This is a genomic window from Mesorhizobium sp. YM1C-6-2, assembly GCF_003666685.1.
Lineage (GTDB): Bacteria > Pseudomonadota > Alphaproteobacteria > Rhizobiales > Rhizobiaceae > Mesorhizobium_K.
This window is the reverse complement of sequence record NZ_RCIZ01000002.1, coordinates 775,358-800,219: the sequence shown is the minus strand read 5'-3', so window position 1 is coordinate 800,219 and position 24,862 is coordinate 775,358. Positions and strand designations below refer to the sequence as shown.

Sequence of the window (24,862 nt, the reverse complement as noted above, 5' to 3'; positions counted from 1 at the left end):
GCGTTCGCCGCCACGGCCGCCTGTGGGGCTGTCCCCGCTGATTTTAAAAACTGTCTCTGATCCACTGACTCATACGATTGAACCGTCCGCCGGTGCCGGTCATGCGCAGCCTCGATGCCATTTTCCCCTCACGGCTCTCGAAGCTGGCCACCTGCGGATAGATCATCAGGCCCACCGCCGTAGCGAAGGCCGGTCCCTTGGCCGCCTCGGGCAGACCGGCAACGCCGAGCGGCCTGCCGATACGCACGTTGCGACCAAGAATTCTGCGGGCTGCCTCCGGCAGACCCTGCAATTGCGACGCACCGCCGGTGAGCACGACGCGCTTGCCGACAGCGCTGCCGTAACCTGATTTGCCGAGGCGGTCACGAATGATCTCCAGCGTCTCCTCGACGCGGGCGCGGATGATGCGCGTCATCACCGAGCGCGGCACCTGCAGCGGCACTTCGCCGTCGTCATTGCCCATCGGCTGGATGGTGACGGTCTCGCGATCGTCGGCGCTGCCGGGCAGCGCCGAGCCGTGCATGACCTTCAGCCTCTCGGCGTGGTCGAGCCGCGCCGAGAGGCCCTTGGCCATATCGAGCGTCACATGATTGCCACCGACCGGAATGGCGTCGCCATGAACGAACTTGCCATCGGCGAAGACCGAGATGGTGGTGGTGCCGCCGCCCATGTCGATGCAGGCCGCGCCCATTTCCAGCTCGTCGTCGACCAGCGACGCCAGGCCGCTGGCATAGGGCGTGGCGACCATGCGCTCGACCGACAGGTGAGAGCGGTTGATGCAGAGTTCGAGGTTGCGCAGCGGAGCGGCGTCGCCGGTGAGCACATGCATGTCGACGCCGAGCGTGTCGCCGACCATGCCGCGCGGATCGCGCACGCCGCGCTCGCCGTCGAGCGAGAAGCCGACCGGCAGCGAATGCACCACCTCGCGCTCGGCCTTCAGCGCCTGCTTCGCGCCGGCCGCGAGCACGCGCCGGATGTCGGCCGCGGCGGCTTCGTGGCCGCCGAGATTGATGGTCGCGGAATAGGTCTCGCTCTTCAGCCGGCCGGCGGTCAGATTGACGATGAGCGAGTCGACCGTGAGGCCGGCCATGCGCTCGGCGGCGTCGACTGCGAGCCGGATAGCGTGCTCGGCGCGATTGAGGTCGATGACGACGCCCGACTTCACGCCGTGCGATTTCTGATGACCGATGCCGATGACCTGCACCTCGTGGGTGCGGCCGCGCAGCATCTGGCTCTCGCCGCGCGGCCGAAGCCTGGCGATGATGCAGCAGACCTTGCTGGAGCCGACGTCGAGCACCGTGACGATGCCGGAGCGGCGCTGCGAGGCGTCCTTCTGTCCCCCGAGCCAGCTCATATGCTCGTCCCCGGCTTCTTCTTGGCGGCCTTCGCGCGCTCGGCCAGCAGCGTCGTGCGACGCTCCATGGCCTCGGGCGTGAGCCGGATGACAAGGCGATCTTCCAGACGAAGATCGACGGTGGCGATGTCGCGCGACAAAAGCCCGTCCTCGCGGTCCAGCCTCAGCACCTCGGCGATGGCGGCGTCCTCGCCGTTTTCCGGCAGGCGGATGGTGATGCCGTTCTCCAGACGGAGATCCCAGCGACGCTCGGCGACGCGGATGAAACCCTTGACGCGCGATGCAAGTCCGGGATGGCGCTTGATCTTGTCGACGAAATCGGCTGCCTGCTCGGCGGCTCCATAGCCGATGACCAGCGGCAGCACCGCATGGCGGCCACCGTCGAAGGGAGCGATCACGCGGCCGTCGCGCTCGACGATGGCGAGTTGCGTGCCGTGCTGCCAGATCGCGAAGGGGTCGCGCTCCTCGATGCGGACTTCGAGCGCATCGGGATAGACCTTGCGGACCGCGGCGGCCTTCACCCAGGGCAGCCCGACGATGCGCTCGCGGGCGGCCTCGGCGTCGAAGCCGACGAGCGAGGTCCAGCCATCGAGATCGAGGCGCTCCAGGATGTCGATCTCCGACGTCTCCCTGTTGCCAGAGACGCGGACCTGATCGACAGCGAAGCCGAGGCGGGCGGTGACCGCCTGCGCGGCGACCGGGATCTGCCCACCGAGCCAGGCGCCATAGAGCGCGCTCGACGAAAGGAAGACGGCGGTCGCGATGACGCCGGCGAAGCGCGGCGGCTGATATTCGCCGTCGCAGAGACGCGAGACGAGACGCGCCGGGCGGCGCAGCCAGCGCGGCAGCACGAAATTCTCCGGCGAAAAGGACAGGCCTAAGATGGCGAGCCGCGGCGCGCCGGTCTCCCCGCCCTGCCCGGTCTTCAACGCAAACACGAAGCGTCCTCCACCATCCAACTCAACAACTCGCCGAACGAATGCCCCGCCTGCGCGGCGATCTCCGGCACCAGTGACGTCGGCGTCATGCCGGGCTGGGTGTTGACTTCGAGCCAGATCAGCTCGCCATTTTCCGAATGGCGATCGTCGTAACGGAAGTCCGATCGGGAAACGCCCCGGCAGCCGATTGCTTGATGTGCCTTGAGGGACAGTGTCTGTATTTTTTGGTAAATATTTAGTGAAATTTTAGCCGGTATCTCATGTTTTGATCCGCCCGGCACATATTTGGAATCGTAGTCGTAGAAGGCGTGGCCGGTCGGAACGATTTCGCAGACCCCGAGCGCCACATCGCCCATCACCGCGCAGGTCAGCTCGCGGCCATGCACGTAGCGCTCGACCATGACCGTGTCGCCGTAGCGCCATTCGGACGAGGCGATGACCTGCGGCGGATGCGAGCGATCCTCCTTGACGATGACGACGCCGAAGCTCGACCCTTCGTTGACCGGCTTCACCACATAGGGCGCCGGCATCGGGTGCTTGTCGCCGATGGAGAAGCGGTCGACGACCTTCGATTCCGCGACGGGAATTCCGGCGGCCTTGGCGACCTTCTTCGCCTGCGCCTTATTCATGGCGAGCGCCGACGCGAGAACGCCGGAATGGGTGTAGGGAATGGCGAGATATTCGAGGATGCCCTGGATGGTGCCGTCCTCGCCGAACGGGCCGTGCAGCGCGTTGAAGGCGACGTCCGGCTTGAGCTCGGAAAGCACGGAGCCGACATCGCGGCCGACGTCCACGCGAGTGACGCGATAGCCTTCCGCTTCGAGCGCGTCGGCGCAGGAATTCCCCGAGGAAAGCGAGACCGGCCGCTCAGAAGAAAACCCTCCCATCAAGACTGCTACGTGCTTCGAATTCATGCCCTGCAATTCCCCTCACAACGCAGGCCTGACTTCAGGATAGAGTCCGAGTCCTCCGGCGGAACTGCCCGGCTGAAACGACGCGACCGACTCAAATCAGGAAACGCTGTTGACCGAAAGAATCAGAGAGTTGACTCGCTGGCAAGTATGGAATTGCCCGCGCGGCATTTTCTTGATTCGAGCATGGCTTTTTTGACGCAAAAAACGAGTGTCGAAGGGCATGGTGCGCGACGCAAAAACGGAGCGCGAAACGAGCGTGCGACCGAAGCCCGAGCGCCGGCAAACGAAAACTGGCTGCGATGGCATAGACCCCGCCCCCCTCTGACGGGAGTGCAACAGAGTTGCGCCGGGACGGATTTTTGAGGCGGCAGACGAACGCCCAACAGACAGTGAAACCGGCGACAAGGCTGAAGCAAAACCTGAGAGCCGGAAATTTCGATTCAGAAGCAGCGGCTTAGCGCGGCGACATGAATCAGTTTGGGAGACCCACGACCGCGGCAGCCGCAGCAGAATTTTTTCGCTTGAAAGATACCGACCGGTTGGTATCTTTCAAATCATGACAAGCTCCTATGAACGCAAGAAGCAACCCGAACTCGTGCGGCAGGCCCTGCTCGACTGCGCGGCATTGATCGCGGCCGAGGCTGGACCGGCGAGCGTCACCCTGCAGGCGGTGGCGGACGCGGCGGGCGTCACCAAGGGCGGGCTGCTGCACCACTATCCGAGCAAGCAGGCTCTGATCGACGCGGTGTTCGACGAAGTGCTCGCCCGGCTCGACCAGAACATCGACGCCTCCCTGGCCAAGGATGGCGGCAGCTACGGCGCCTTCACCCGCGCCTATGTCGACCTGTCGCTGCGGCGGGACCTGAAGCCGGCAACCGACCCCTGGTCGGCACTGTCGATCTTCATGCTGTCGGATCCGGCGTACCGGGACCGATGGAGGGCCTGGATCGTCGGGCGGCTCGAAAAGCATGGCGACACCGACGCCGATCCGGCGCTGCAGGTCGTCCGCTTCGCGGCGGACGGTATCTGGCTCGCCCGGCTGCTCTATCCCGAGATGATCCACGACCAGAAACGGCTGCGCGCCGACCTGATGAAGCTCGCGGACAAAAAAGCCCGCCGCTGAAATCCACACGCATCAGTTCAATCAAAGAGTCGGAGACCGAGATGACGGTTTTTTGCCGGAAGACACCGGAAGGGCGGCCGTGTGCTACCGCTTGCGGGGAGGAGGACCGTCATGCCGAATGAAGCGCGATGGAGCGAGTTGTTCGCCGGCCGCAACGCTGCGCGCGCGACCATGCTGGCGTCGGCGGTGGTGCTGCACGCGATCAACGTCTTCCTGGCGACCACGATCCTGCCGTCGATCGTCGCCGACATCGGCGGCCTCGACTATTACGCCTGGAACACCACGCTGTTCGTGGTGGCGTCGATCATCGGGGCGGCCTGTTCGGCGCGGCTGCTGCAGTCGGCCGGACCGCGCGGCGCCTATCTGGTCGCGGCGCTGCTTTTCCTGGCGGGCGCCGCGGCCTGCGCGCTGGCCGGGTCCATGCCGGTGATGCTGGCCGGACGCACGGTGCAGGGCTCGGCGGCGGCCTGCTCGTCGCCCTCTCCTATGCGATGATCCGCCTGATTTTCCCGGAAAACCTTTGGCCGCGCGCCATCGCGCTGGTGTCGGGCATGTGGGGCATCGGCACGCTGTTCGGGCCGGCGGTGGGCGGCATCTTCGCCGAACTCGGCATGTGGCGGGTCGCCTACGGCTCGCTGGTGCCGGTGGCGGCGCTGTTCGCCGTCGCCGCGCTGGCGCTGCTGCCGGCGAGAAGCCATGACACCGACGAGCGCTCGGCGCTGCCCATCCCGCAATTGCTCTTCCTCAGCGCCAGCGTGCTGGCGGTGTCGGCCGGCAGCGTCTCGGAGGGACTGCTGGCGACCACGCTCGGCATCGCCGCGGCGGTGGCGCTGTTCGGGCTCCTGATGCTAGCCGAGGCGCGCAGCGCAAACCGGCTCTTCCCGAAGGGCGCGTTCAACCTCGCGACACCGCTCGGCCGCGCCTACGCCACCGTCGCCCTGTTCGCTATGTCGGTCACCTGCAGCGACATCTTCATCCCGCTCTTCCTGCAGGTCCTGCACGCACAGTCGCCGCTCTTCGCGGGCTATATCGCGGCGGTGATGTCGGCGGGCTGGACGGCCGGCTCGATCTTCAGCTCCAGCCTTCGCGACGGCGGCATAACCACCGTCGGCCGGGTGGCGCCGTGGCTCTGCATCGGCTCGCTGGCGGCGCTGGCGCTGCTGATGCCGGCCGCCAGCGACGGGGCGTGGCCGCAGGTCCTGCAGATCTCCATCGCGGTGACCGGCGTCGGCCTGGCCGTCGGCCTGGTGTGGCCGCATCTGCTGACCCGCGTGTTCCAGGTGGCACCGCAGGGCGAGCAGGACCTCGCGGCGGCATCGGTGATGACGGTGCAGATGTACGCCACCGCGATGGGCGCTTCACTCGCCGGTATGATCGCCAACACCGCCGGACTCACCAATCCGGGCGGCGTGGAGGGCACGGCGAATGCAGCCTTCTGGCTGTTCGCCACGCTGATCGTCGGGCCGGTACTGTGCCTGTTCCTGATGGGCAAGGTGCTGAAGGCGCCGACAGCGGCCATGCGAAGCGGCGCGGCCGAATAGTCAAAATCCCCGGTGCCGGCCGATCGAACAGTCGGCGCCGCGCGGGCCAGAAGCTAGAGCAACTGGCCGAGGAACTCCTGCACCTCGTGGCCTGGCTTGAACTGGCCGATGCGCTTGATCTCCCACTGCAGGCGGATGCCGGAATTCTCCAGCACGCGCGCACGCACCGTCTCGCCAAGATATTCGAGGTCGTATCCGGTGGCGTTGCCGGTGTTGATCATGAAGTTGCAGTGCATCGGCGACATCTGGGCGCCACCGATCATCAACCCGCGGCAGCCGGCCTTGTCGATCTCCTTCCAGGCCGAGGTGCCTTCCGGATTCTTGAAGGTCGAGCCGCCGGTCTTCTCGCGGATCGGCTGCACCGTCTCGCGGTGGTGCTGGACGGCGTCCATGTCCGCCTTGATCTTGACCTTGTCCTCCGGGAAACCCTCGAAGACTGCAGAGACAAAGATGAAGTCGGCGGGCGCGGAGGAGTGGCGGTAGGCGTAGCCCATGCCAGCATTGGTGAGTGTGTGGACATTGCCCTTGCGGTCGAGCGCACGCACCTCGACGACGCGCTCGCGCGTCTCGACGCCGTTGGCGCCCGCATTCATGCGGAGCGCACCGCCGATGCCGCCAGGAATGCCGTGGTAGAAATGGAAGCCGCCGAGGCCGGCCTCGTAGGCGAGCGCTGCGACGCGCTTGTCGGGGGTCGCGGCCCCTGCCCTGATCCTGGTCGGCGAAATCAGCTCGGCCTCGCCGAAACCCTTCGCGGAGAGCCGGATGACGAAGCCCGGAATGCCGCCCTCGCGCACGAGGAGGTTGGAGCCGATGCCGACGATGGTGATCGGAATGTCTTCCGGTACGGCCTTGAGGAAGGCGGCGAGGTCATCCTCGTCGGCCGGTTGGAAAAGCGCCTCGGCCGGCCCGCCGGCGCGGAACCAGGTAATCTTGTCCATCTCCGCGTTCGGCGTGATGCGGCCGCGAATATCCTTCAGCCGGTCGCCGAGGCTGGCAAGAAGCGCCTCCCCCTTGATCATGCGGCGGCCTCGTCGCCGGCCGCGAGTTCCTTGGGCAGCGCATAGGCCCACTGCGTGATGTTGCCGGCGCCGAGGAAAACGACGAAGTCGCCGGGCCGGGCGGTCTCACGGATCATCGGCGCGATGGCCGAGGGCTCGGCGACGTAGCGCGCATCGCGGTGACCGCCTGAGCGGATGCGGTGCACGAGCTTTTCCGAGTTGACGCCGTCGATCGGGTCTTCACCCGCGGCATAGACCGGCGCAATGGCGACGATGTCGGCGTCATTGAAGCAGGCGGAAAACTCGTCGAAGAGGTCGCGCAGGCGCGTGAAACGGTGCGGCTGCGCGATCGCGATGACACGGCCCTGCGTGGCGTCGCGCGCTGCCTTGAGCACCGCCTTTATCTCGACCGGGTGGTGGCCGTAGTCGTCGAATATCTCGACGCCATTCCACGAGCCGGTGTGGGTGAAGCGGCGCTTGACGCCGCCGAAGGAAGACAAGCCCTTCTTGATGTCATCCGCCGAGATGCCGAGTTCATGCGCGACCGCAATGGCCGCGGTCGCGTTGGAGACGTTGTGGCGGCCGGGCATCGGCAGAGCGAAATCTGCGATCAGCTTGTCGGCGCCAGTCCTGCGGTCGCGGATCGATACGTCGAAGCGCGACGTGGCACCTTCCATACGGTGGTTGGAAAAGCGAACGTCGGCCTGCGCATTGGCGCCGTAGGTGATGACGCGGCGATCCTCGATGCGGGCGACCATGGCCTGCACCTCCGGATGGTCGGTGCACATGACGCCGAAGCCGTAGAAAGGCACGTTCTCGACGAACTGTCGGAAGGCCTCGCGAACCTTGTCGAAGGTGCCGTAGTGGTCGAGATGCTCGGGGTCGATGTTGGTGACGACGGCGATGTCGGCCGGTAGCTTGAGGAAAGTGCCGTCGCTCTCGTCGGCCTCCACCACCATCCATTCGCCGCCGCCCATCCGAGCGTTGGTGCCGTAGGCATTGATGATGCCGCCATTGACGACCGTCGGGTCGAGCCCGCCGGCGTCGAGCAGCGTCGCGACCATCGAGGTGGTGGTGGTCTTGCCGTGCGTGCCGGCGATGGCGACGGCCTGACGGAAGCGCATCAGCTCGGCCAGCATCTCGGCGCGGCGCACGATGGGCAGCAGCCTTTCGCGGGCGGCCTTGAGCTCGGGGTTGGATTTCTTGATGGCGGTCGACACGACCACCACCTCGGCGTCCCCGAGGTTCTCCGGCCGATGGCCGACGAAGCACTCTATGCCTTGCTCACGCAGGCGCTGGATATTGGCGCCGTCGGCCTGGTCGGAGCCCTGCACGCGGTAGCCGAGGTTCTTCAGCACCTCGGCGATGCCGCTCATGCCGATGCCGCCGATGCCGATGAAATGCACCAGGCCGATCGTCTGCGGCATCTTCATGGCCGCGCTCCCTTCCTGAATTCTTCTGCGGATTTCCCTGACGCAATAGCCTCTGCCAGGTCCGCGAGCAACCGCGCGGCGTCCGGTTTCCCCGCTGATTTGGCAGCCGAAGCCATGGTTTCCAGACGATCCGGCTGGGATATCGCGTCGCCGATGAGGCTGGCGAGGCGCTCGGTGGTGAGCGTCGACTGCGGATGTAGCTCGGCTCCGCCGGCCGCGGCGAGCGCAGCGGCGTTCGCCGCCTGGTCGTGGTCGAGTGCGTAGGGATAGGGAACGAGGAACGCCGGACGGCCGATGACGGCGATCTCCGAGACGGTCGAGGCGCCGGAGCGCGAGATGACGAGATTGGCGGCGGCGATGCGCTGTGCCATGTCGGTGAAGAAGGGCAGCACCTCCGGCACCATGCCGAGCTCGGCATAGGCGGCCTTGACGCGGCCGACATCGTCGGCGCGCGCCTGCTGCGTGACGAGGAGGCGCGTACGCTGCTCCTGCGGCAGCGCGGCGATGGCGGCGGGGATGGCGTCGGAGAAGAACTGCGCGCCCTGGCTGCCGCCGAAGACGAGCAGACGGAACGGGTCGCCGTCGCGCGCAGGCGTGTAGGGCGTCGCGGCGGCCGACAGCACGGCCGGGCGTACCGGGTTGCCGGTGATCACGGTCTTCGAACCGTACTGGCCCTTGCCTTCAGGCAGGAAGCCGCCTGCGATCGCCGCAGCCTTGGCGGCGAGCGCGCGGTTGGCGCGGCCCATGACGGCGTTCTGTTCGTGCACGACAACAGGGACGTTACGGCGGTTGGCGGCGTAGAGCGGCGGGACGGTGGGATAGCCGCCGAAGCCGACGGCGACCTCCGGCTTGATGCGGGCGATCACCTCGGAGGCCTGCCGCACCCCACGCCAGATCGTCCAGAAGGATTTCGCCAGCGCGAGCGGGTTCTTCGAGCCGAAGGTGGCCGAGGCGATCGGATGCACTTCGGCCGCGGGAAAATGGCCGGCGAAACGCTCGGCGCGGTCGTCGGTGGCGAGATGCACCTTCCAGCCGCGCTCGACCATCTCGTGGGCCAGCGCCTCGGCCGGGAAAAGATGCCCGCCGGTGCCGCCGGCCGCCAGAAGGATCGTCCCTTTCGGCATTATTCCGCCGGCAGCATGTGGCCGCCCGCGCGCTCGAAGGAGAGCGTCTTGCGCTTCTCCGGCCGGCGCCGCGTCAGCGCGAGCACCATGCCCATGGAGATGGCGATGGCGATGAGCGAGGAGCCGCCATAGGAGATGAAGGGCAGCGTCATGCCCTTGGCCGGCATGAGCTGCAGGTTGACGCCCATGTTGATGACGGACTGGAAGCCGAAGACGACGACGAGGCCGGCAACCGCGAAGCGGGTGAAGTCGTCTTCCTCCCTGAGCGCCGTCCTGAGGCCGCGCAGCACGATGAAGGCGAAGATCGACATGATGAGCAGGCAAAGCACGATGCCGAACTCCTCGCCGGCGACCGAGAAGACGAAGTCGGCGTGGCTGTCGGGTATGAGGCGCTTGACGGTGCCCTCGCCCGGGCCGACGCCGAACCAGCCGCCCTGGATGACCGCGTCGCGGCCCATGTCGACCTGGAACGTGTCGCCCTCGCCGGTCATGAAGCGGTCGATGCGGCCGGCGACATGCGGAAAGACGGTGTAGGCGCCGACGGCGCCGGCGAGGCCGAGGCCGCCGATGACGATGATCCACAGCCACGGCATGCCGGCCATGAAGAACATCACGCCCCAGGTGCCGAGGACGAGGATGGTCTGCCCGAGGTCCGGCTGTGCGACGAGCAGCGCGACCACCGCGCCGAGCAGGATCATGGCAAAGAGGTTGCCAGGAATGTCGGGCTGGCGCTTGTGCTCGGCAAAGAGCCAGGCGCAGATGATGACGAAGGCGGGCTTCAGGAATTCGGACGGCTGCACGGAGATGCCGGCGATGGACAGCCAGCGGTGCGCGCCCTTGACCTGGACGCCGACGAAGAGCACCGCCACCATCATCAGCAGCATGAGGCCGAGCAGGAAGAGCGAGAGACGGCGGATCTGGCGGGCGTCCAGGAAGGAGACCGCGATCAGCGCGATCAGCGCCGGGATCATGTAGACGATCTGGCGCGTCGCGAAATGGAAGCTGTCGAGGCCGATGCGCTCGGCGACCGCCGGGCTGGCGGCGAAGGAGAGCACGATGCCGAGCCCCATCAGCGACAGGAACGCGGCAAGGAACCAGCGGTCGACCGTCCGCCACCAATTGGCGACCGGGCTGCGATCCAGACGACTGATCATTGGCTCTTCCCTCCGATGGGCTTGACCCCTTCGATAGCATGCACAGCTTGCCTGAAGGCTTCGCCCCTGACTTCGAAGTTCTTGTACTGGTCGAAGCTGGCGCAGGCGGGCGACAGGAGCACGACCGCCTCGCCCGCCGCATCGAGCGCGGCGTCATTGGCCGCATGTTCGACGGCGGCGTCGAGCGTGCCTGATATCTCGTAAGGCACGGTCTCGCCGAGCGTGGCGGAGAAAGCCGGCGCCGCCTCGCCGATCAGATAGGCCTTGGCGATGCGCGGGAAATAGCCGCGGAGCGACTCGATGCCGCCCTCTTTCGGCAGACCGCCGACGATCCAGTAGATGCGCGGAAACGAGGAAAGCGCCGGCGCCGCGGCGTCGGCATTGGTCGCCTTGGAATCGTTGACGAAGAGGACGTGGTCCTTCTTGCCGACCTGCTCCATGCGATGCGCGAGTCCGGGGAAGCTTTCGAGCCCCGACTGGATCTCGCCGAGCTCGAGCCCGACCTTGAGGCAGGCGGCGACCGCGGCAAGCGCGTTCTGCGCATTGTGCTGGCCGCGCAGCGAACCGATGCCCTCGAGGAAGCCGATGCGGCTGTAGCGGCCGTGCTCGGCCTCCATCAGGTCGGTGCCGTCAGCGAAATAGCCGTCGGTGAGCGGCAGCCGCTTGGAGATACGGATGACGTGCCGGCCGGCGCGTTCGAGCCGGTCGGCGATCTGCAGGCAGTAGCTGTCGTCGATGCCGATGATGGCGGTGTCGCTGCCGGCGACCAGCCGCTCCTTGATCGCAGCGTAGTGCTGCATGGTGCCGTGGCGGTCGAGATGGTCGGGCGTCAGGTTGAGCAGGATGCCGGCAGTCGGATCGATCGAGGGCGCCAGATCGATCTGGTAGGACGAGCACTCGACCACGTAGTAGCGGTCAGATTTCGGAGGATCGAGCGTCATCACGGCGCGGCCGATATTGCCGCCCATCTGGGCATCGCGTCCGGCAGCCTTCAGGATATGCGCGGTGAGCGCGGTGGTGGTCGACTTGCCGTTGGTGCCGGTGATGGCGATGAAGGGCGCGTCCGGCGCCTGCAGCGCGCGCTCGCGGCAGAACAGCTCGACGTCGCCGATGATCTCGACGCCGGCCCCGCGCGCAAGCTCGACGGTCCAGTGCGGCTTCGGATGGGTGAGCGGCACGCCCGGCGACAGCACGAAGGAGGCGAAACCCGACCAGTCTTCGGTGCGCAGATCGCCGGTCGCGATGCCCTCGCCCGCCGCCTTGGCGACGCTGTCGGGATTGTCGTCCCAGGCGACGACCTCGGCCCCGCCTTCGGCGAGCGCGCGCGCCGTAGCAGTCCCCGAACCGCCAAGTCCGAAGAGGGCGACGCGCTTTCCGTCGAAGGAGCGGCCTGGGATCATGAAATCACCTCAGCTTCAGACTGGAGAGACCGATGAGGGCCAGGATCACGGCGATGATCCAGAAGCGGATCACGACCTGGCTTTCGGTCCAGCCGAGCTTCTCGAAATGATGATGGATCGGCGCCATCAGGAAGACGCGGCGGCCGGTCATCTTGAAGAAGCCGACCTGGATGATGACCGACAGCGCCTCCATGACGAAGAGGCCGCCGATGATGGCGAGCACGATCTCATGCTTGGTGGCCACCGCGATGGTGCCGATCAGCCCGCCCATGGCGAGCGAGCCGGTGTCGCCCATGAAGATCGCGGCGGGCGGCGCATTGAACCAGAGGAAGCCGAGGCCGGCGCCGATGACGGCGCCGAGCACCACGGCGAGTTCGCCGGTGCCGGGCACGAAATGGATCTGCAGATATTCGGCGAAGACGGCGTTGCCGCTGAGATAGGCGATGACGCCGAAAGAGGCCGCAGCGATCATGATCGGCACAATGGCGAGACCGTCGAGGCCGTCGGTGAGGTTGACGGCGTTGCCGGCGCCGACGATGACGACGCAGGCGAAGGGTATGAAGAACCAGCCGAGATTGACGATCAGGTCCTTGATGAAGGGGAAGGTCAGCGAGGAGGAGAACGGCTCCTGGCCGGCGCGCATGATGAAAAAGGCGGCGATGCCGGCGATGACGAACTCGATGCCGAGCCGCGCCTTGCCTGAGAGGCCGAGATGCGACTGCTTGGTGACCTTGAGGTAGTCGTCATAGAAGCCGATCGCGCCGAAGCCGAGCGCCACCAGAAGCACCACCCAGACGTAAACGCTGAAGATGTTGGCCCACAAAAGGCTCGAGCCGACGATGCCCGTGAGGATCATCAGGCCGCCCATGGTCGGCGTGCCGGCCTTCTTGAAATGCGTCTGCGGGCCGTCGGCGCGGATCGGCTGGCCCTTGCCCTGGCGCACGCGCAGCGAGGCGATGATGGCCGGCCCGAAGATGAAGACGATGAGCGCCGAGGTGATGAGCGCGCCACCGGTGCGGAAGGTGATGTAGCGGAAGACGTTGAACGCCGAGACATCATCCGCGAATTCGACAAGCAGGGTAAGCATGCTTTTTAGTCCCCCCGGACCCGATCAGGACGGCTTGGCGTTGCCGGCGTCGGCCGGAAACTGGCGGATGAGCGCATCGACGAGCTTCGAGAAGCCGATGCCTTTGGACGATTTGATCATGACGACGTCGCCGGGGCGCACGGTGTCGATCAGCACCGGCTTCAGATCTTCGGCGCCCGGCCTGTACTCCACCTTGACGTCTTCGGGAAGCGCCTCGGCGAGCGATTTCATCTCCGGCCCGGCAAGCAGGATGAGGTCCGTCCGCGTCCCTGCGATCAGACCGGCGAGTGCCGAATGGAGCTTGGCCGAATGGCTGCCGAGCTCCAGCATGTCGCCGAGCACGGCGATGCGCCGCCCCTCGCCCGAGACGGGCGTCGCGTCGAGCAGCGCCATCGCCGCCTGCATGGAGGCGGGGTTGGCGTTGTAGCTCTCGTCGATCAGCGTGATCGGGCCTTTCGGGTGCCTGAGCACGTGCCGTTTGCCGCGGCCGGGCTCGGGACAGAGGCTTTCGAGCGCCAGCGCGACCTTGGCGACATCGGCGCCGACGAGGTCGGCGGCGCCGAGCACGGCCAGCGCGTTCTGCACGATGTGCCGGCCGGGCGCGCCGATGCGGGCGGCGATCTCCTTGCCGCCGATGCGCGCGGTGATCAGCGAATGGTCGGCGTGGAGAGCGAGGTTGGTCAGCCGGTAGACAGCCTTGGCGTGCTCGCCAAAGCCGACGATCTTCTCGACGCCGGCCTCCCGCGCCATCTTGCCGAGCAGGCCCCAGCGCTGGTCGTCGCGGTTGATGAGCGCAGCACCGCCATGCTCGACGCCTTCGAATATCTCAGCCTTGGCTTTGGCGATGTCGTCGAGCGTCTTGAAATGGCCGAGATGCGCCGCAGCGATCAGCGTGACGATCGCGACATGCGGCCTAACCAGCTTCACCAGCGGGCGGATCTCGCCCTCGTGATTCATGCCGATCTCGAAGATCGCGTAGTCGCAATCTGCCGGCATGCGGGCGAGCGTCAGCGGCACGCCCCAGTGATTGTTGAAGGAGGCCGCAGAGGCATGCACCTTTCCGACGGCGGAGAGCCCGTGACGCAGCGCTTCCTTGGTGGTGGTCTTGCCGGCCGAGCCGGTGACCGCAATGATCCTGGCCTTGGTGCGGGCGCGGGCGGCGGCCCCGGCCTTCTCGAGCGCGGCGAGCACATCCGGCACGACGATCATCGGGGCGGTCAGCCGGCCGAGCGCCGGCAGCTTGCCCTCGGCGACGACGAGCAGGCTGGCGCCAGCCTTGACGGCGGCGGTCGCGAAATCGTGGCCGTCCATCGCGTCGCCCTTGATGGCGAAGAAGGCATCGCCTGGAACGAGACTGCGTGTGTCGATCGAGATGCCGGTGACCGCCATCGGCATGCTGCCGAGCGGCCTGCCGCCCATCGCTTCGATCAGTTCGTCGGCGAGCCAGAGCGAACTCATGTGGCGCGCTCCCGAAGCGCCTTGCGCACTTCGTCATGGTCGGAGAAGGGGAAGGTCTGGCCGCCGACCGTCTGGCCTTCCTCGTGACCCTTGCCGGCGACGATCAGCGTGTCCCCGGCATGCAGCGCGGCGATGGCCTCGCGGATCGCCTCGCGGCGGTCGCCGATCTCGATGGCGCCTGGCGCAGCGGCGAGTATCTCCTTGCGGATCGAGGCAGGCTCCTCGGAGCGCGGATTGTCGTCGGTGACGAAGACGAGGTCGGCGAGGCGCGTCGCGATCTCGCCCATGATCGGGCGTTTGCCGCGATCGCGGTCGCCGCCGCAGCCGAAGACGACGACGACGCGGCCGGTGGTGAATGGCCTGACCGACGCCAGCACGTTCTCCAGCGCGTCGGGCTTGTGCGCGTAGTCGACATAGACCGGCGCGCCGTCCTTCGTCGTCCCCGCGAGGTCGAGCCGTCCGGGTGCGCCCTTGAGATGCTCGAGCGCGGCAAGCGCGCTGGCGGCCGGCGTGCCGGTGGCGATCGCGAGGCCGGCCGAAACCAGCGCGTTGAATATCTGGAAGTCGCCGGCGAGCGGCAGGTCGACCTCGAAGAGCTCGCCGCCTGCGGCGATCTCGGCGCGCTGGCGGAAGCGCTCATGCTCGACGCGCTTCAGCGTCAGGAAAGCGCCGTGGCGGCCGACCGTCAGAACGTCGAGGCCGGCGGCCTTCGCCGCATCAATGGTGGGTTTCGACCAGCGGTCGTCGGCGAAGATGACGGCGGGCGCTCCCTTTGGCAGCAGCGTGTCGAAAAGGCGAAGCTTGGCGCGGTGATAATCCTCGACCGTCGGATGGTAGTCCATGTGGTCGCGGCCGAGATTGGTGAAGCCGCCGGCCGTGAGCCTGACGCCGTCGAGCCGGTGCTGGTCGAGGCCGTGGCTGGACGCTTCCATCGCAGCGTGAGTGACGCCGGCGTCGGCGAGTTCGCCGAGCAGCTTGTGCAGTTCGACCGGGTCGGGCGTGGTGAGCGAGCCATATTCGTTGCGGCCGGGCGCGACGACGCCGGTGGTTCCGATGCTGGCGGCGGCATGGCCCGCCTGTTCCCAGATCTGGCGCGTGAAGGAAGCAACGGAGGTCTTGCCGCTGGTGCCGGTGACTGCGACCATGGTTTCGGGCTGGCGCGGGAAGATATGCGCGGCAAGCCGTGCCAGCGCGAGCCGCGGGTCCTCGACGAGGAATACCTGCGCCGCCGGCGCGTCGATCGCAGCACCCTTCGCGGCGACGATGGCCGAGGCACCGCGCCTCGCGGCATCGGCGGCGTAGGACGCGCCGTCGGCCTTGCTGCCAGCGATCGCCACGAAGACCATGCCGGGCACGACCTTGCGCGAATCGGAAGTCACCCCGGTGATCTCGGCCGCGGCGGTACCGCCGCCTTCGGCGCTGAGCAAACCGGCGAGATCGTTGAGCTTCATACAGGTCCAGTCGTTAAAACAGGCGGTTATGGGCAGGCCCTCTCCGGCCGCCTCGAAAGAATCACTGGTAGGAAACGACCGTAGCGCCACTTTCATGGCCGAATTCCGGCTTCACGCCAAGCAACGCGCCGGACCGGCGGATGATGTTGGCGACGATCGGTGCGGCATTGAGGCCCGAGGTCGCGCCCATTCCGGGCTTTTCCGGCTTGGGCTCGTCGATGATCGACAGCACGATGTATTGCGGGTTGTCCATGGGGAACGCGGCCAGGAAGGCGTTGAAGCGCTTGTCGCTGGAGTAGCGGCCGTTGACGACCTTTTCGGCAGTGCCGGTCTTGCCGCCGACGCGGAAGCCGGGAACCTCGGCCCGCTTGCCCGATCCCTTCTCGGCGTTCAGGCGGTAGAGATAGCGCATCTGCTCGACGGTGGTGGGCTTCAGGACCTGTTCGGCAACGGCGTTGGCCTCGTCCTGCGAGCGCGGCAGGAAGGTCGGCTGGATGAGCTTGCCGCCATTCATCAGGGCGGCGGCGCCCACCGCCGTCTGCAGCGGCGTCGTCGACATGCCGTGGCCGAAGGAAATCGTGATGGAGTGGACCTTCTTCCACTCCTTGGGCTCGGTCGGGCTCGCGACCTCGGGAAGCTCGGTCTTCAAGCGATCGAGCAGGCCGAGACGCTTGAGGAACTCGCGATGCCCCTCGATGCCGACCATGTCGGCCTCCTTGGCCGAGCCGATGTTCGAGGAATAGATGAAGACCTCCGGCAGGGTGAGCACGCGGCCCTTGCCGTGGAAGTCCTTGATGGTGAAGCGGCCGATCCTGAGCGGGCGGGAGGCGTCGAAGCGGCTTTCCAGATTGGCGAGGCCGGAATCGAGCGCCATCGCGGTGGTGAAGCTCTTGATGGTCGAACCCATCTCGTAGACGCCGGCCGACATGCGGTTCAGCCGGTCCTTCTCATGGGCGTTGAACGGATTGTTGGGATCGAAGTCCGGCAGCGACGCCATGGCGACCACCTCGCCGGTGTTGGCGTTGAGGACGACGGCGCCGGCGGCGATGGCGTGGTAGCGCTCCATCGCCTGGGCGAGTTCGTCATGCACGATGTGCTGGACGCGCAGATCGACCGACAGCTTGACCGGCTTGAGATCCTTGGCGATCGCGAGGCCCGAGGCCTGCAGGTCGGCAAGCCCCTGATCGTCGATATATTTCTCGAGGCCGGCGATGCCCTTGTTGTCGATGTTGGTGAGGCCGACGATGTGCGCGGCGGTTGGCCCGGCCGGATAGAAACGGCGCTTCTCGGTGCGGAAGCCGATGCCCGGCAGGCCGAGCGCCATGATCTCGCTCTGCTGCTTGGGCGTGAGCTGGCGCTTGAGCCAGACGAATCCCGCGCCGCTCTTCAGCTTGTGATAGGTCTGCTCGACCTCGATATCGGGAAGCACGGTCGACAGCCTCTCGATCACCTCGTCGGCATCGACGATGCGGCGCGGCTCGGCGAAGAGCGAGGCGGTCTTGATGTCGGTTGCCAGCACCTCGCCGTTGCGGTCGACGATGTCGGGACGCGAAGCGGTGACGCGGCTGGCCGGCGGACCGGATTCTTCCGGGTCCAGCATGCCGAGATAGACGAGCCGGCCGGCGATCGCCGCATAGAGGCCGAAGAAGACCGCCATCGTCATGACGACGCGGTTCTTCTGCTTGCCGCCGGTCGCCTTGCGGGCGCCTTCGAGGACGATCGAGCCGGCGGCATCGCCCGGTTTTCTGCGTCCGCGCAATAAAGCAATCATCGCACGACGCCTCCGGTGACGATCTTGTCCTGTCCGGCTGGCGCCCCGCCGCTGTCGGCCATACCGCCAAGATGCTGGCTCGAAAGGTCCTCGATGGTGAGCGGCTTGGCAGGCAGTTCGTCGAGGCCGATGATCTGGTTGGCTTCCAGCGGCTGCAGCGCGAGCTGGTCCTGATAGACGTGCGACAGCTTCTGCAGGCGCGACGGCTGCGTGAGCAGGCTCCAGTCCGCATTGAGAAGGTCTATCGTGTCCTCCTCAAAGCGGATCTGCTGCTCGATCTGGCGCAGCGTGGTCTGCCGGTCCTCGGCCTCGTGCTTGGTCTTGTAGGTGAATGCCGCCGCGGCGACCATGACGGCGATGAGGACGATGTCGCTGGTACGGAACACTCTAGACTACCTCTCAACCGGAAGCCGGATTTCGGGAAGCTTCGGCAGGCCGAAGATCGAGGGATCGGCGGCGCGGAAGGGTGCGGCCGTGCGGATCGCGACGCGCAGCTTCGCCGACCGCGCACGGGGGTTGGCCTCGATCTCGTCGGGTGTCGGCGAGATCGCGCCGCCGCGCTTGTCGAAGGTCGCGGCTTTCACCTGCGCCTCGGGCAGATAGCGCGAGCCGGCCGGGCTGCTGGATCGGTCGGCGATGAAGCGCTTGACGATGCGGTCCTCCAGAGAATGGAAGGTGACGACAGCAAGACGTCCGCCGGGCTTCAGTACGCGCTCGGCCGCGGACAGCGCCGCGGCCAGTTCGCCGAGCTCGTCGTTGACGTAGATGCGCAGCGCCTGGAAGACGCGCGTCGCGGGATGGATCTTCTCGCCGGGCTTGCGGCCGATATGGGTCTCGATGGCGTCGGCAAGGTCGAGCGTGCGCAGGAACGGGCGCGCCTCGCGGCGTTTCTCGATCATGCGGGCGATGCGGCCTGCATGCCGCTCTTCGCCGAGCAGGCCGAAAATGCGCGTGAGGTCGCCGGCCTTGAAGCGGTTGACGACGTCGGCGGCGCTTGGCCCCGTCTGCGCCATGCGCATGTCGAGCGGCCCGTCGGCGCGGAAGGAAAAGCCGCGCTCGGCCTCGTCGAGCTGCATGGAGGAGACGCCGATGTCCAGCACCACGCCGTCGACCTCGGCCGCGGCTTCATCGAGATGCGAGAACGGGCCGTGCACGAGCATCAGACGACCGCCGGCTTCGGTCTCCAGCGCGCGCCCGGCTTCGATCGCATCGGGATCGCGGTCAATGGCGACCACGGACGCGCCCGCGGCGAGCAGCGCCCTGGTGTAGCCGCCTGCTCCGAAGGTGCCGTCGATGATGGTCTGCCCCTCGGCAGGCTGGAGCGCCGCGACCACCTCGGCAAGGAGGACCGGAATGTGGCGGGCCGGTCCGCCAACCGCGGAGTCCCCTCCGCTGCTGCCCGCCATCATTCCGATCGCTCCCCGGTTTGTCCCCCGGGCTTCGTCCCCTGCCGAAGCTGCAAAAGCCGCGCCCTCACCTCGGCGCCATAGGCGGCGAGTTTCGCGGGCTCCCAGATCTGAAAGAAATTGCCGCGGCCGACGAAGGCCACATCCGTCGTGATGCCCGTCTGCTCGCGGATGAAATCCGTGACCGTGATCCGCCCATCCTGGTCGAGCTTCAGGAAGGCGCCGTCGCCATGCACGAAGAAGGACATGTCGTCCGCAGCCTGCAGGAAGGGATCCTCCTGCGCGATCCTCTCCTCGTAGCGGTCGAGCAGGTCGAGCCCGCCGACATCCAGCGCCGGCACATCGAGCTGGCGGATGGCGTAGAGTTCCGAATAGCCCCGGCTGAGGACCACCGCGCGGAAATGCGCCGGGACGGAAACCCGCCCCTTCGCATCGATCCTGTTCACCGCGCTGGACAGAAACCGGTTCATCACTCGATACAGCCGTTTCCGCCGTGGCCCATCTGGTCATCTCGCCCGCGCCTCCACAGCGCGGCCCCTGCCGCAAAGCCTGTTCCGCTCACGGCCATGCGCGAGCATCTCGCGCGGCCCGATGGCCGCCCGCTTCGCGCACGATCTACCCGTGACAGGAACAGGAACTTGATTGAGTGAATGGGATAACATGGGGCACTATGGGCGTCAACGGGAACAGCTTATACGGGCACCCGAAAACCGACTGGAAAGGCGCACCTTCGGGCATCCCAGCCTTTATCCTCCATTAAGCCTAACGAAGGGTTATTGAGCGCCGAGAAGGGTTGCCCGGCACGGACTTTGAGATAATCCTCGTGCTGGACAACGGCGGGAGTCGAGGAGTGGAGTTGTTGCGTCGGATGTTCCCTGCGGCGGGCAGGCGTCCCAGGCGTGTCGTATTCACCTGTCTGTTCGGCTATTCGGAAGCTTTCGCCGACACGCCCTACCAGCCCGATGGACAGACCGACTTCATCTGCTTCACCGACGATCGCGGCCTCCGCTCGAAGACCTGGACATTCCGCCCCTACGACCCCGCGCTATTGGGCCCGGTGCGTACCGCCAAGATGTTCAAGATACTGCCTCACCGATTCCTCGGCGACTACGACTGCTCGATCTATCTCGACAATACAGTGCAGATGGTAGCGCCCTACCCCGACATCTTCGGGCAGCTCGAGCGGTCGGCATCGCCGCTCATGGCTTTCAGGCACGCGGCGCGCTCCTGCGTCTACGAGGAGGCGCAGATGGTGAAGAGCTACGGCTACGACGATGCGGCCACCATAGACGTGCAGATGCAGCACTACCGCTCAATCGGTCATCCCGAGGACGCCGGCCTGATCGCCGGGGGATACCTCGTTCGGCGGCATAACGATGCCGCGCTGGCTACCGTGATGGAGCAGTGGTTCATGCAGGTGTGCCGTTATTCCTATCGCGACCAGTTGTCTTTACCGGTGGTGGCGAGGAGGCTCGGGTTCGAGCCGGACTATTTCCCCGGCATGCTGACCGACAAGAAGACGGTCCTCTGGCCGACCCAAGTCGCAAAGAAGAGGCTGCCACGGGATTTCCGCGACGACATCTATCTCGCGATACACGAAGACGTCCGCAGTGCGGGCATGAACCCGCGCGAACATTATTTGAAGTTCGGCATGGCGGAAGGACGCCGCTACAAATCAGAGTAGGGATCGCATTCGCGCTTGCCGACCATAGCCCCTGCGAATAGCGTCTGCCTCGAAATCGCCTCGACACAAAACTGATCATGACCGACAATTCCGCCCGCGCGGCACATCTGATCCATCTACGCCGCCGCAAGCTGGCAAAAGGCGAGCCGGTGCCCCTGCCGATCACGCCGGCGGCGATGTTCAACCTGCCGGGCGATCCGGCCGGCTTCGCGCAGTACGGCCGCTTCGACAATCCGACCTGGGAGGCGGTCGAGGAGATGCTGGCGCATCTGGAAGACGCGCCCGCCGTCGCCTTCCCTTCCGGAATGGCGGCGATCTCGGCCGTCTTCTTCAGCCAGTTGAGGAGCGGCGACCGCGTGCTGCTGCCGTCGGACGGCTATTACACCACGCGCGTGCTCGCCGAGCGCTTCCTGAAGCCGCTCGGCGTCTCCTTTGACCTGCGCGCCACCGGCACCTTTCTCGACGGCGGCTTCGAGGGGTACCGTCTGGTGTTCCTGGAGACGCCGGCCAATCCGGGGCTCGACCTCTGCGACATCGCGGCGGTGGCGGCAGCCGCCGATGCCGCCGGGGCGACAGTCGTCGCCGACAACACGACCATGACGCCCTACGGCCAGCGGCCGCTCGACCTCGGCGCCGACATCGTGGTCGCCGCCGACACCAAGGCGCCGAACGGCCACTCCGATGCGCTGTTCGGCCATGTCGCGAGCCGCGACGCGACGGTGATCGCCGGCGTGAAGGAATGGCGCAAGCTTTCAGGCGCCATCCCCGGCCCGTTCGAGGCATGGCTGGTGCATCGCGGGCTGGAGACGCTGGAGGTGCGCTTCGACCGCATGTGCTCGTCGGCGGAGACGATCGCGCGCCGGCTGAAGGATCATCCGAAAGTGAAGGCGCTGCGCTTCCCCGGCCTCGAGGACGATCCTTCGCACAATCTCGCCCGCGCGCAGATGGAGCGCTTCGGCTTCCTGATCGGGCTGACGCTGGAATCGGAGACGGCGGCGGAAGGTTTCATCGACGGCTGCGAACTGATCCAGCCGGCGACCTCCTTCGGCGGCGTGCACACCTCGGCCGAGCGGCGCGCCCGCTGGGGCGACGCGGTGGCGCCGGGCTTCGTCAGGCTGTCGGTCGGCTGCGAGCCGATCGAGGAGCTGTGGGCGACGATCGAGCGGGCGCTGGGTTAGCACCGCCCTTCCAGCCTTCAAGGTCGCTCAAAGGGCAGGGAACAGAACTGCCAGCCGGCCTGTAAGCCGGGTTCTGTATGGCCCTCGACGCCTTGCGGCGCGGAGAACGTGGCGGCCATTCGTCTTGGACCGGCGTTGCCGCCGGCCTCACGCGACCTACCCGGACGGTGGGCCGGAAACAGCCCTGAGGGTTGCCCCTCAACCGCCCCTATTCGGTCTTGCTCCCGGTGGGGTTTGCCGTGCCGCTCCTGTTGCCAGGCGCGCGGTGGGCTCTTACCCCACCCTTTCACCCTTACCGCGGAAAAATCCGCGGCGGTCTGCTTTCTGTGGCACTTTCCCTGGGGTCACCCCCGCCGGCCGTTAGCCGGCACCGTGTCTCCATGGAGCCCGGACTTTCCTCACCCGCAACCTTTCGGCTCTCGCTGGTGCGGCCGCCCGGCCGGCTGGCAGCGCGTATAAAGGGGTTCGCGCGGGGAAACGCAAGAGGGTTCAGGTTCAGACCCCCGTGTAGTCCTGGCGGCTGGCCCACAGCCAGCTCAGCGACTCGACGATATGGCGTTTCACCTTCTGGCAGTATTCCCGCGAGATCGGGTTCATGCGCTTGGCGGCGTGGCCGGCATTGTATTTCAGGATGGTGCCGCAGGTGGTGCCGTTGCCGAGCTTTTGCGCCTTGCCGAGATATTTCATGCCGAACTCGATGTTGGTCTCCGGATCGAACAGCTCCGTCACCGAACCGGAATAGCCCATCAGCTTCGCCGTCGCCGGCTTGATCTGCATCAGGCCGACTTCGCCGGCCTTGCCGCGCGAATCCGGACGGTAGTTGCTCTCCACGCTGATGACCGCGTGGGCGAGCTGGATGGAGACGCCATTGAGCGCCGCGTGGCGTTCGATGATGGCCGTATAGGGCTTGTCCCCTTCGTCGGCGCGGTAGGCCTGAATGGCGTGGGAAACCTCTTCGTCGGTCAGGCCGCGTCCGATGCCCGGATCTGCCTTGTTCTTGTCTTCCGCTACGGCCTCGTCGGCGGGTTTTATGGCGATCGTCTCGTCAGGCTTCAGCGCGACCGCGGCAAGCTGCGGCTTGTCTTCCTGTGCATTTGCGGCAAACGAAATCACCCCGGCAGCGAGCGCTGCCGCCAAAACGGTCAGTATTCTCATGAGTCCCTTTGGTTATCCGGCCCGTATGCAGGTGCTGCGCACGGGAGTTGTCGTTCAAGCCGGAGTTGCGGATTCAAGTCCCCAGCGGTGCATGGGCGACGGCGTGCAAGGGAACCGTGGGGCAAAAGAGGCGGCACAAGTCACATTAGGTTACAGCCTGTAACCGACAGTTCATCGCCGCTTGCGAGAGAGGAGCCCGTTCAGCCGGCTTCGGCAGGCATCGCCCGCAGCAGGCGGCGCAGCGTGTCGACCGTCGAGCGGTCGGCGAGGCCATCGACCCGTCGAGGCCTGAAATGCCGCTGAAACGCAGCAACCACAACGCCTGTCGGCTCGTCGTAGCGACCGGTGATGTCGATGCCGAAACCGTAGAGCGACAGCATGGATTGCAGTTCCTCGACGGCAGCGCCCTCGTCGCCCGGCGAAAGCACCGGCTTGCCGCCGGCGCGCGACGGCGCGACAAAATGGCCGATCCCGGCCTCCGCCAGCTGCCGCCAGGGAAACTTCTCGCCGGGGTCGACCTTGCGGCCCGGCGCCACGTCGGAATGGGCGAGCACACGCTGCGAGACGATGCGATGACGGTCGATGACGCCGCGGCACAACGCGACGACCGCGACGACCTGCCTGGCGGGAAAGCTGCGATAGCCGAACTCGTGCCCGGGATTGACGATCTCGATGCCTATCGAGTGCGAGTTGACGTCGGTGACGCCGCGCCAGAAACTTTTACCGGCATGCCAGGCGCGGTCGCTTTCGCGCACCATCTGCACGACGCGGCCGTCCTCGTGGACGAGGTAGTGCGAGGAGACCTGCGATTCCGGCGCGCAGAGCCATGCCTCGGCACCCTCCCCCGTCTGCATGCCGGTGTAATGCAGGATGATCATGTCGGGACTGGAAACGGCGAGGCGCGGACCGAAATTGGGCGAAACCCTGACCTCCGCACCGGCATGGTCGGGCGAGAAGCCACTCATATCACCTTGAGCCCGCGCTCGATCATCTCGTAGGCGGCATTGATCGCCGCGATCCTGGTGGTGGCGATCTTGATGAACTCCTCCGGCAGGCCGCGTGCCAGGAGCTTGTCGGGATGGTTGGCGGCGACGAGCTTGCGGTAGCGCTTCTTGACCTCGTCGAAGGAAGTCCCGCGCTCGACGCCAAGGATCAGCCAGGGATCGGCGTCGCCGAGATGGGCGTGGCGCGCCAGGATGCTCTGGTAGTGGCTCTCCTCGATACGGAAGATCTGGGCGACACGATGCAGGAAGCGGCCCTCGCGCTCGTGCAGCAGACCGTCGGCCTTGGCGATGTGGAAGAGGCCGTCGAGTATGTCTTCCAGCATGGCGCAGTTCTGGTGGCCCGAACCGCAAAGGCCGGCCATGCGCTCGGCATAGATTTCGAAACCGGCGACGTCCTGCTTGGCGAGATCGTAGAGCCGCGCGACATTGTGGCGCTCTGAGACGGGAACCTCGAAAATCTGCTGGAAGGCGCGCACCTCGTCATGGGTGACGATGCCGTCGGCCTTGGCCATCTTCGCCGAAAGCGCGATCATGGCGACTGAAAAGGCGACGCGGCGGCGCAACTCCGGATTGCCGCCAAAGATGGTGCGCACTGCTTCAACGACGCCGGTTACCCCGGACGTCGCGGACGCTGTCACTCGTTTCACGAACTGCCAAATCGACATGCCGCTTCCATAAGGTGAAACGCG

At 66.4% G+C, this 24,862-nt stretch carries 23 protein-coding genes and 1 other RNA gene; 5 read left to right on the top strand and 19 right to left on the bottom strand.

Annotated elements, in window-relative coordinates:
• Window positions 1-43: 43 nt before the first annotated feature.
• Genes ftsA through D8676_RS08580 form a run of 3 tightly spaced genes read right to left on the bottom strand, consistent with a single transcriptional unit; the run spans window position 44 to window position 3,206 of the window.
• Entirely contained in the window at window positions 44-1,354 is a 1,311-nt protein-coding gene (ftsA, locus tag D8676_RS08590) for a cell division protein FtsA (protein WP_121580408.1), read from the bottom strand.
• Entirely contained in the window at window positions 1,351-2,292 is a 942-nt protein-coding gene (locus tag D8676_RS08585; protein ID WP_121580407.1) for a cell division protein FtsQ/DivIB, read from the bottom strand. Before D8676_RS08585 ends, ftsA begins: the two co-directional genes overlap by 4 nt.
• On the bottom strand, window positions 2,280-3,206 hold the full coding sequence (locus tag D8676_RS08580; RefSeq protein WP_121580406.1) for a D-alanine--D-alanine ligase: 927 nt from the start codon (window positions 3,204-3,206) through the stop codon (window positions 2,280-2,282). Before D8676_RS08580 ends, D8676_RS08585 begins: the two co-directional genes overlap by 13 nt.
• A gap of 556 nt (window positions 3,207-3,762) precedes the next feature.
• On the opposite strand from D8676_RS08580, the gene D8676_RS08575 reads away from it, so the two are divergent.
• The 3 genes from D8676_RS08575 to D8676_RS08570 all read left to right on the top strand — a co-directional run bounded on the left by D8676_RS08575 (window position 3,763) and on the right by D8676_RS08570 (window position 5,870).
• Window positions 3,763-4,329, top strand: a complete 567-nt coding sequence (locus D8676_RS08575; RefSeq protein ID WP_121580405.1) for a TetR/AcrR family transcriptional regulator — start codon at window positions 3,763-3,765, stop codon at window positions 4,327-4,329.
• Window positions 4,330-4,440: 111 nt separating this feature from the next.
• Window positions 4,441-4,824, top strand: a complete 384-nt coding sequence (locus D8676_RS27640; RefSeq protein WP_245426672.1) for an MFS transporter — start codon at window positions 4,441-4,443, stop codon at window positions 4,822-4,824.
• Window positions 4,821-5,870 carry an MFS transporter gene (locus D8676_RS08570; protein WP_245426671.1) on the top strand — a complete coding sequence of 350 codons (1,050 nt, stop codon included), beginning with the start codon at window positions 4,821-4,823 and terminating at the stop codon, window positions 5,868-5,870. The genes D8676_RS27640 and D8676_RS08570 overlap by 4 nt, the downstream gene beginning before the upstream one ends.
• 53 nt (window positions 5,871-5,923) lie before the next feature.
• Here D8676_RS08570 and murB read toward each other — a convergent pair whose 3' ends face one another.
• The 12 genes from murB to mraZ all read right to left on the bottom strand — a co-directional run bounded on the left by murB (window position 5,924) and on the right by mraZ (window position 19,622).
• Window positions 5,924-6,889: a UDP-N-acetylmuramate dehydrogenase gene (gene murB / locus D8676_RS08565; protein ID WP_121580404.1), complete on the bottom strand. Its 966-nt coding sequence runs from the start codon at window positions 6,887-6,889 to the stop codon at window positions 5,924-5,926.
• Complete coding sequence (murC, locus tag D8676_RS08560; protein WP_121580403.1) at window positions 6,886-8,301, bottom strand: UDP-N-acetylmuramate--L-alanine ligase; 1,416 nt, start codon at window positions 8,299-8,301, stop codon at window positions 6,886-6,888. The genes murB and murC overlap by 4 nt, the downstream gene beginning before the upstream one ends.
• Window positions 8,298-9,425: an undecaprenyldiphospho-muramoylpentapeptide beta-N-acetylglucosaminyltransferase gene (murG, locus tag D8676_RS08555; RefSeq protein WP_121580402.1), complete on the bottom strand. Its 1,128-nt coding sequence runs from the start codon at window positions 9,423-9,425 to the stop codon at window positions 8,298-8,300. The genes murC and murG overlap by 4 nt, the downstream gene beginning before the upstream one ends.
• Window positions 9,425-10,579 (bottom strand): putative lipid II flippase FtsW, encoded by a 1,155-nt coding sequence (ftsW, locus tag D8676_RS08550; RefSeq protein ID WP_121580401.1) that lies wholly within the window; start codon window positions 10,577-10,579, stop codon window positions 9,425-9,427. The genes murG and ftsW overlap by 1 nt, the downstream gene beginning before the upstream one ends.
• On the bottom strand, window positions 10,576-11,979 hold the full coding sequence (gene murD, locus D8676_RS08545) for a UDP-N-acetylmuramoyl-L-alanine--D-glutamate ligase (protein ID WP_121580400.1): 1,404 nt from the start codon (window positions 11,977-11,979) through the stop codon (window positions 10,576-10,578). The genes ftsW and murD overlap by 4 nt, the downstream gene beginning before the upstream one ends.
• Before the next feature lie 4 nt (window positions 11,980-11,983).
• Complete coding sequence (gene mraY, locus D8676_RS08540) at window positions 11,984-13,066, bottom strand: phospho-N-acetylmuramoyl-pentapeptide-transferase (protein WP_121580399.1); 1,083 nt, start codon at window positions 13,064-13,066, stop codon at window positions 11,984-11,986.
• Between the two features lie 24 nt (window positions 13,067-13,090).
• The gene (locus D8676_RS08535) at window positions 13,091-14,524 is read right to left on the bottom strand and encodes a UDP-N-acetylmuramoylalanyl-D-glutamyl-2,6-diaminopimelate--D-alanyl-D-alanine ligase (RefSeq protein ID WP_121580398.1); all 1,434 of its coding nucleotides are present in this window, start codon (window positions 14,522-14,524) and stop codon (window positions 13,091-13,093) included.
• Window positions 14,521-15,975: a UDP-N-acetylmuramoyl-L-alanyl-D-glutamate--2,6-diaminopimelate ligase gene (locus D8676_RS08530; protein ID WP_121580397.1), complete on the bottom strand. Its 1,455-nt coding sequence runs from the start codon at window positions 15,973-15,975 to the stop codon at window positions 14,521-14,523. The genes D8676_RS08535 and D8676_RS08530 overlap by 4 nt, the downstream gene beginning before the upstream one ends.
• A 61-nt stretch (window positions 15,976-16,036) precedes the next feature.
• A complete protein-coding gene (locus tag D8676_RS08525) occupies window positions 16,037-17,746 on the bottom strand; it encodes a penicillin-binding protein 2 (protein WP_121580396.1) in 1,710 nt (569 codons plus the stop codon).
• On the bottom strand, window positions 17,743-18,132 hold the full coding sequence (locus tag D8676_RS08520) for a hypothetical protein (RefSeq protein WP_121580395.1): 390 nt from the start codon (window positions 18,130-18,132) through the stop codon (window positions 17,743-17,745). Before D8676_RS08520 ends, D8676_RS08525 begins: the two co-directional genes overlap by 4 nt.
• 6 nt (window positions 18,133-18,138) lie before the next feature.
• Entirely contained in the window at window positions 18,139-19,152 is a 1,014-nt protein-coding gene (rsmH, locus tag D8676_RS08515; protein WP_121580480.1) for a 16S rRNA (cytosine(1402)-N(4))-methyltransferase RsmH, read from the bottom strand.
• Window positions 19,152-19,622: a division/cell wall cluster transcriptional repressor MraZ gene (gene mraZ, locus D8676_RS08510; protein ID WP_121580394.1), complete on the bottom strand. Its 471-nt coding sequence runs from the start codon at window positions 19,620-19,622 to the stop codon at window positions 19,152-19,154. Before mraZ ends, rsmH begins: the two co-directional genes overlap by 1 nt.
• 398 nt (window positions 19,623-20,020) lie before the next feature.
• On the opposite strand from mraZ, the gene D8676_RS08505 reads away from it, so the two are divergent.
• Complete coding sequence (locus D8676_RS08505; RefSeq protein WP_121580393.1) at window positions 20,021-20,836, top strand: glycosyltransferase domain-containing protein; 816 nt, start codon at window positions 20,021-20,023, stop codon at window positions 20,834-20,836.
• Between the two features lie 77 nt (window positions 20,837-20,913).
• Complete coding sequence (locus D8676_RS08500) at window positions 20,914-22,014, top strand: cystathionine gamma-lyase (protein WP_121580392.1); 1,101 nt, start codon at window positions 20,914-20,916, stop codon at window positions 22,012-22,014.
• A gap of 46 nt (window positions 22,015-22,060) precedes the next feature.
• On the opposite strand, the gene rnpB is transcribed toward D8676_RS08500, so the two are convergent.
• From rnpB to D8676_RS08480, 4 genes are all read right to left on the bottom strand, one after another.
• Window positions 22,061-22,461: RNase P RNA component class A (gene rnpB, locus D8676_RS08495), an RNA gene on the bottom strand.
• Between the two features lie 48 nt (window positions 22,462-22,509).
• Window positions 22,510-23,169: a transglycosylase SLT domain-containing protein gene (locus D8676_RS08490; RefSeq protein WP_121580391.1), complete on the bottom strand. Its 660-nt coding sequence runs from the start codon at window positions 23,167-23,169 to the stop codon at window positions 22,510-22,512.
• A gap of 200 nt (window positions 23,170-23,369) precedes the next feature.
• Window positions 23,370-24,134 (bottom strand): N-acetylmuramoyl-L-alanine amidase, encoded by a 765-nt coding sequence (locus tag D8676_RS08485; RefSeq protein ID WP_121580390.1) that lies wholly within the window; start codon window positions 24,132-24,134, stop codon window positions 23,370-23,372.
• Entirely contained in the window at window positions 24,131-24,838 is a 708-nt protein-coding gene (locus D8676_RS08480) for a DnaJ family molecular chaperone (protein ID WP_121580389.1), read from the bottom strand. The genes D8676_RS08485 and D8676_RS08480 overlap by 4 nt, the downstream gene beginning before the upstream one ends.
• Window positions 24,839-24,862 lie beyond the last annotated feature (24 nt).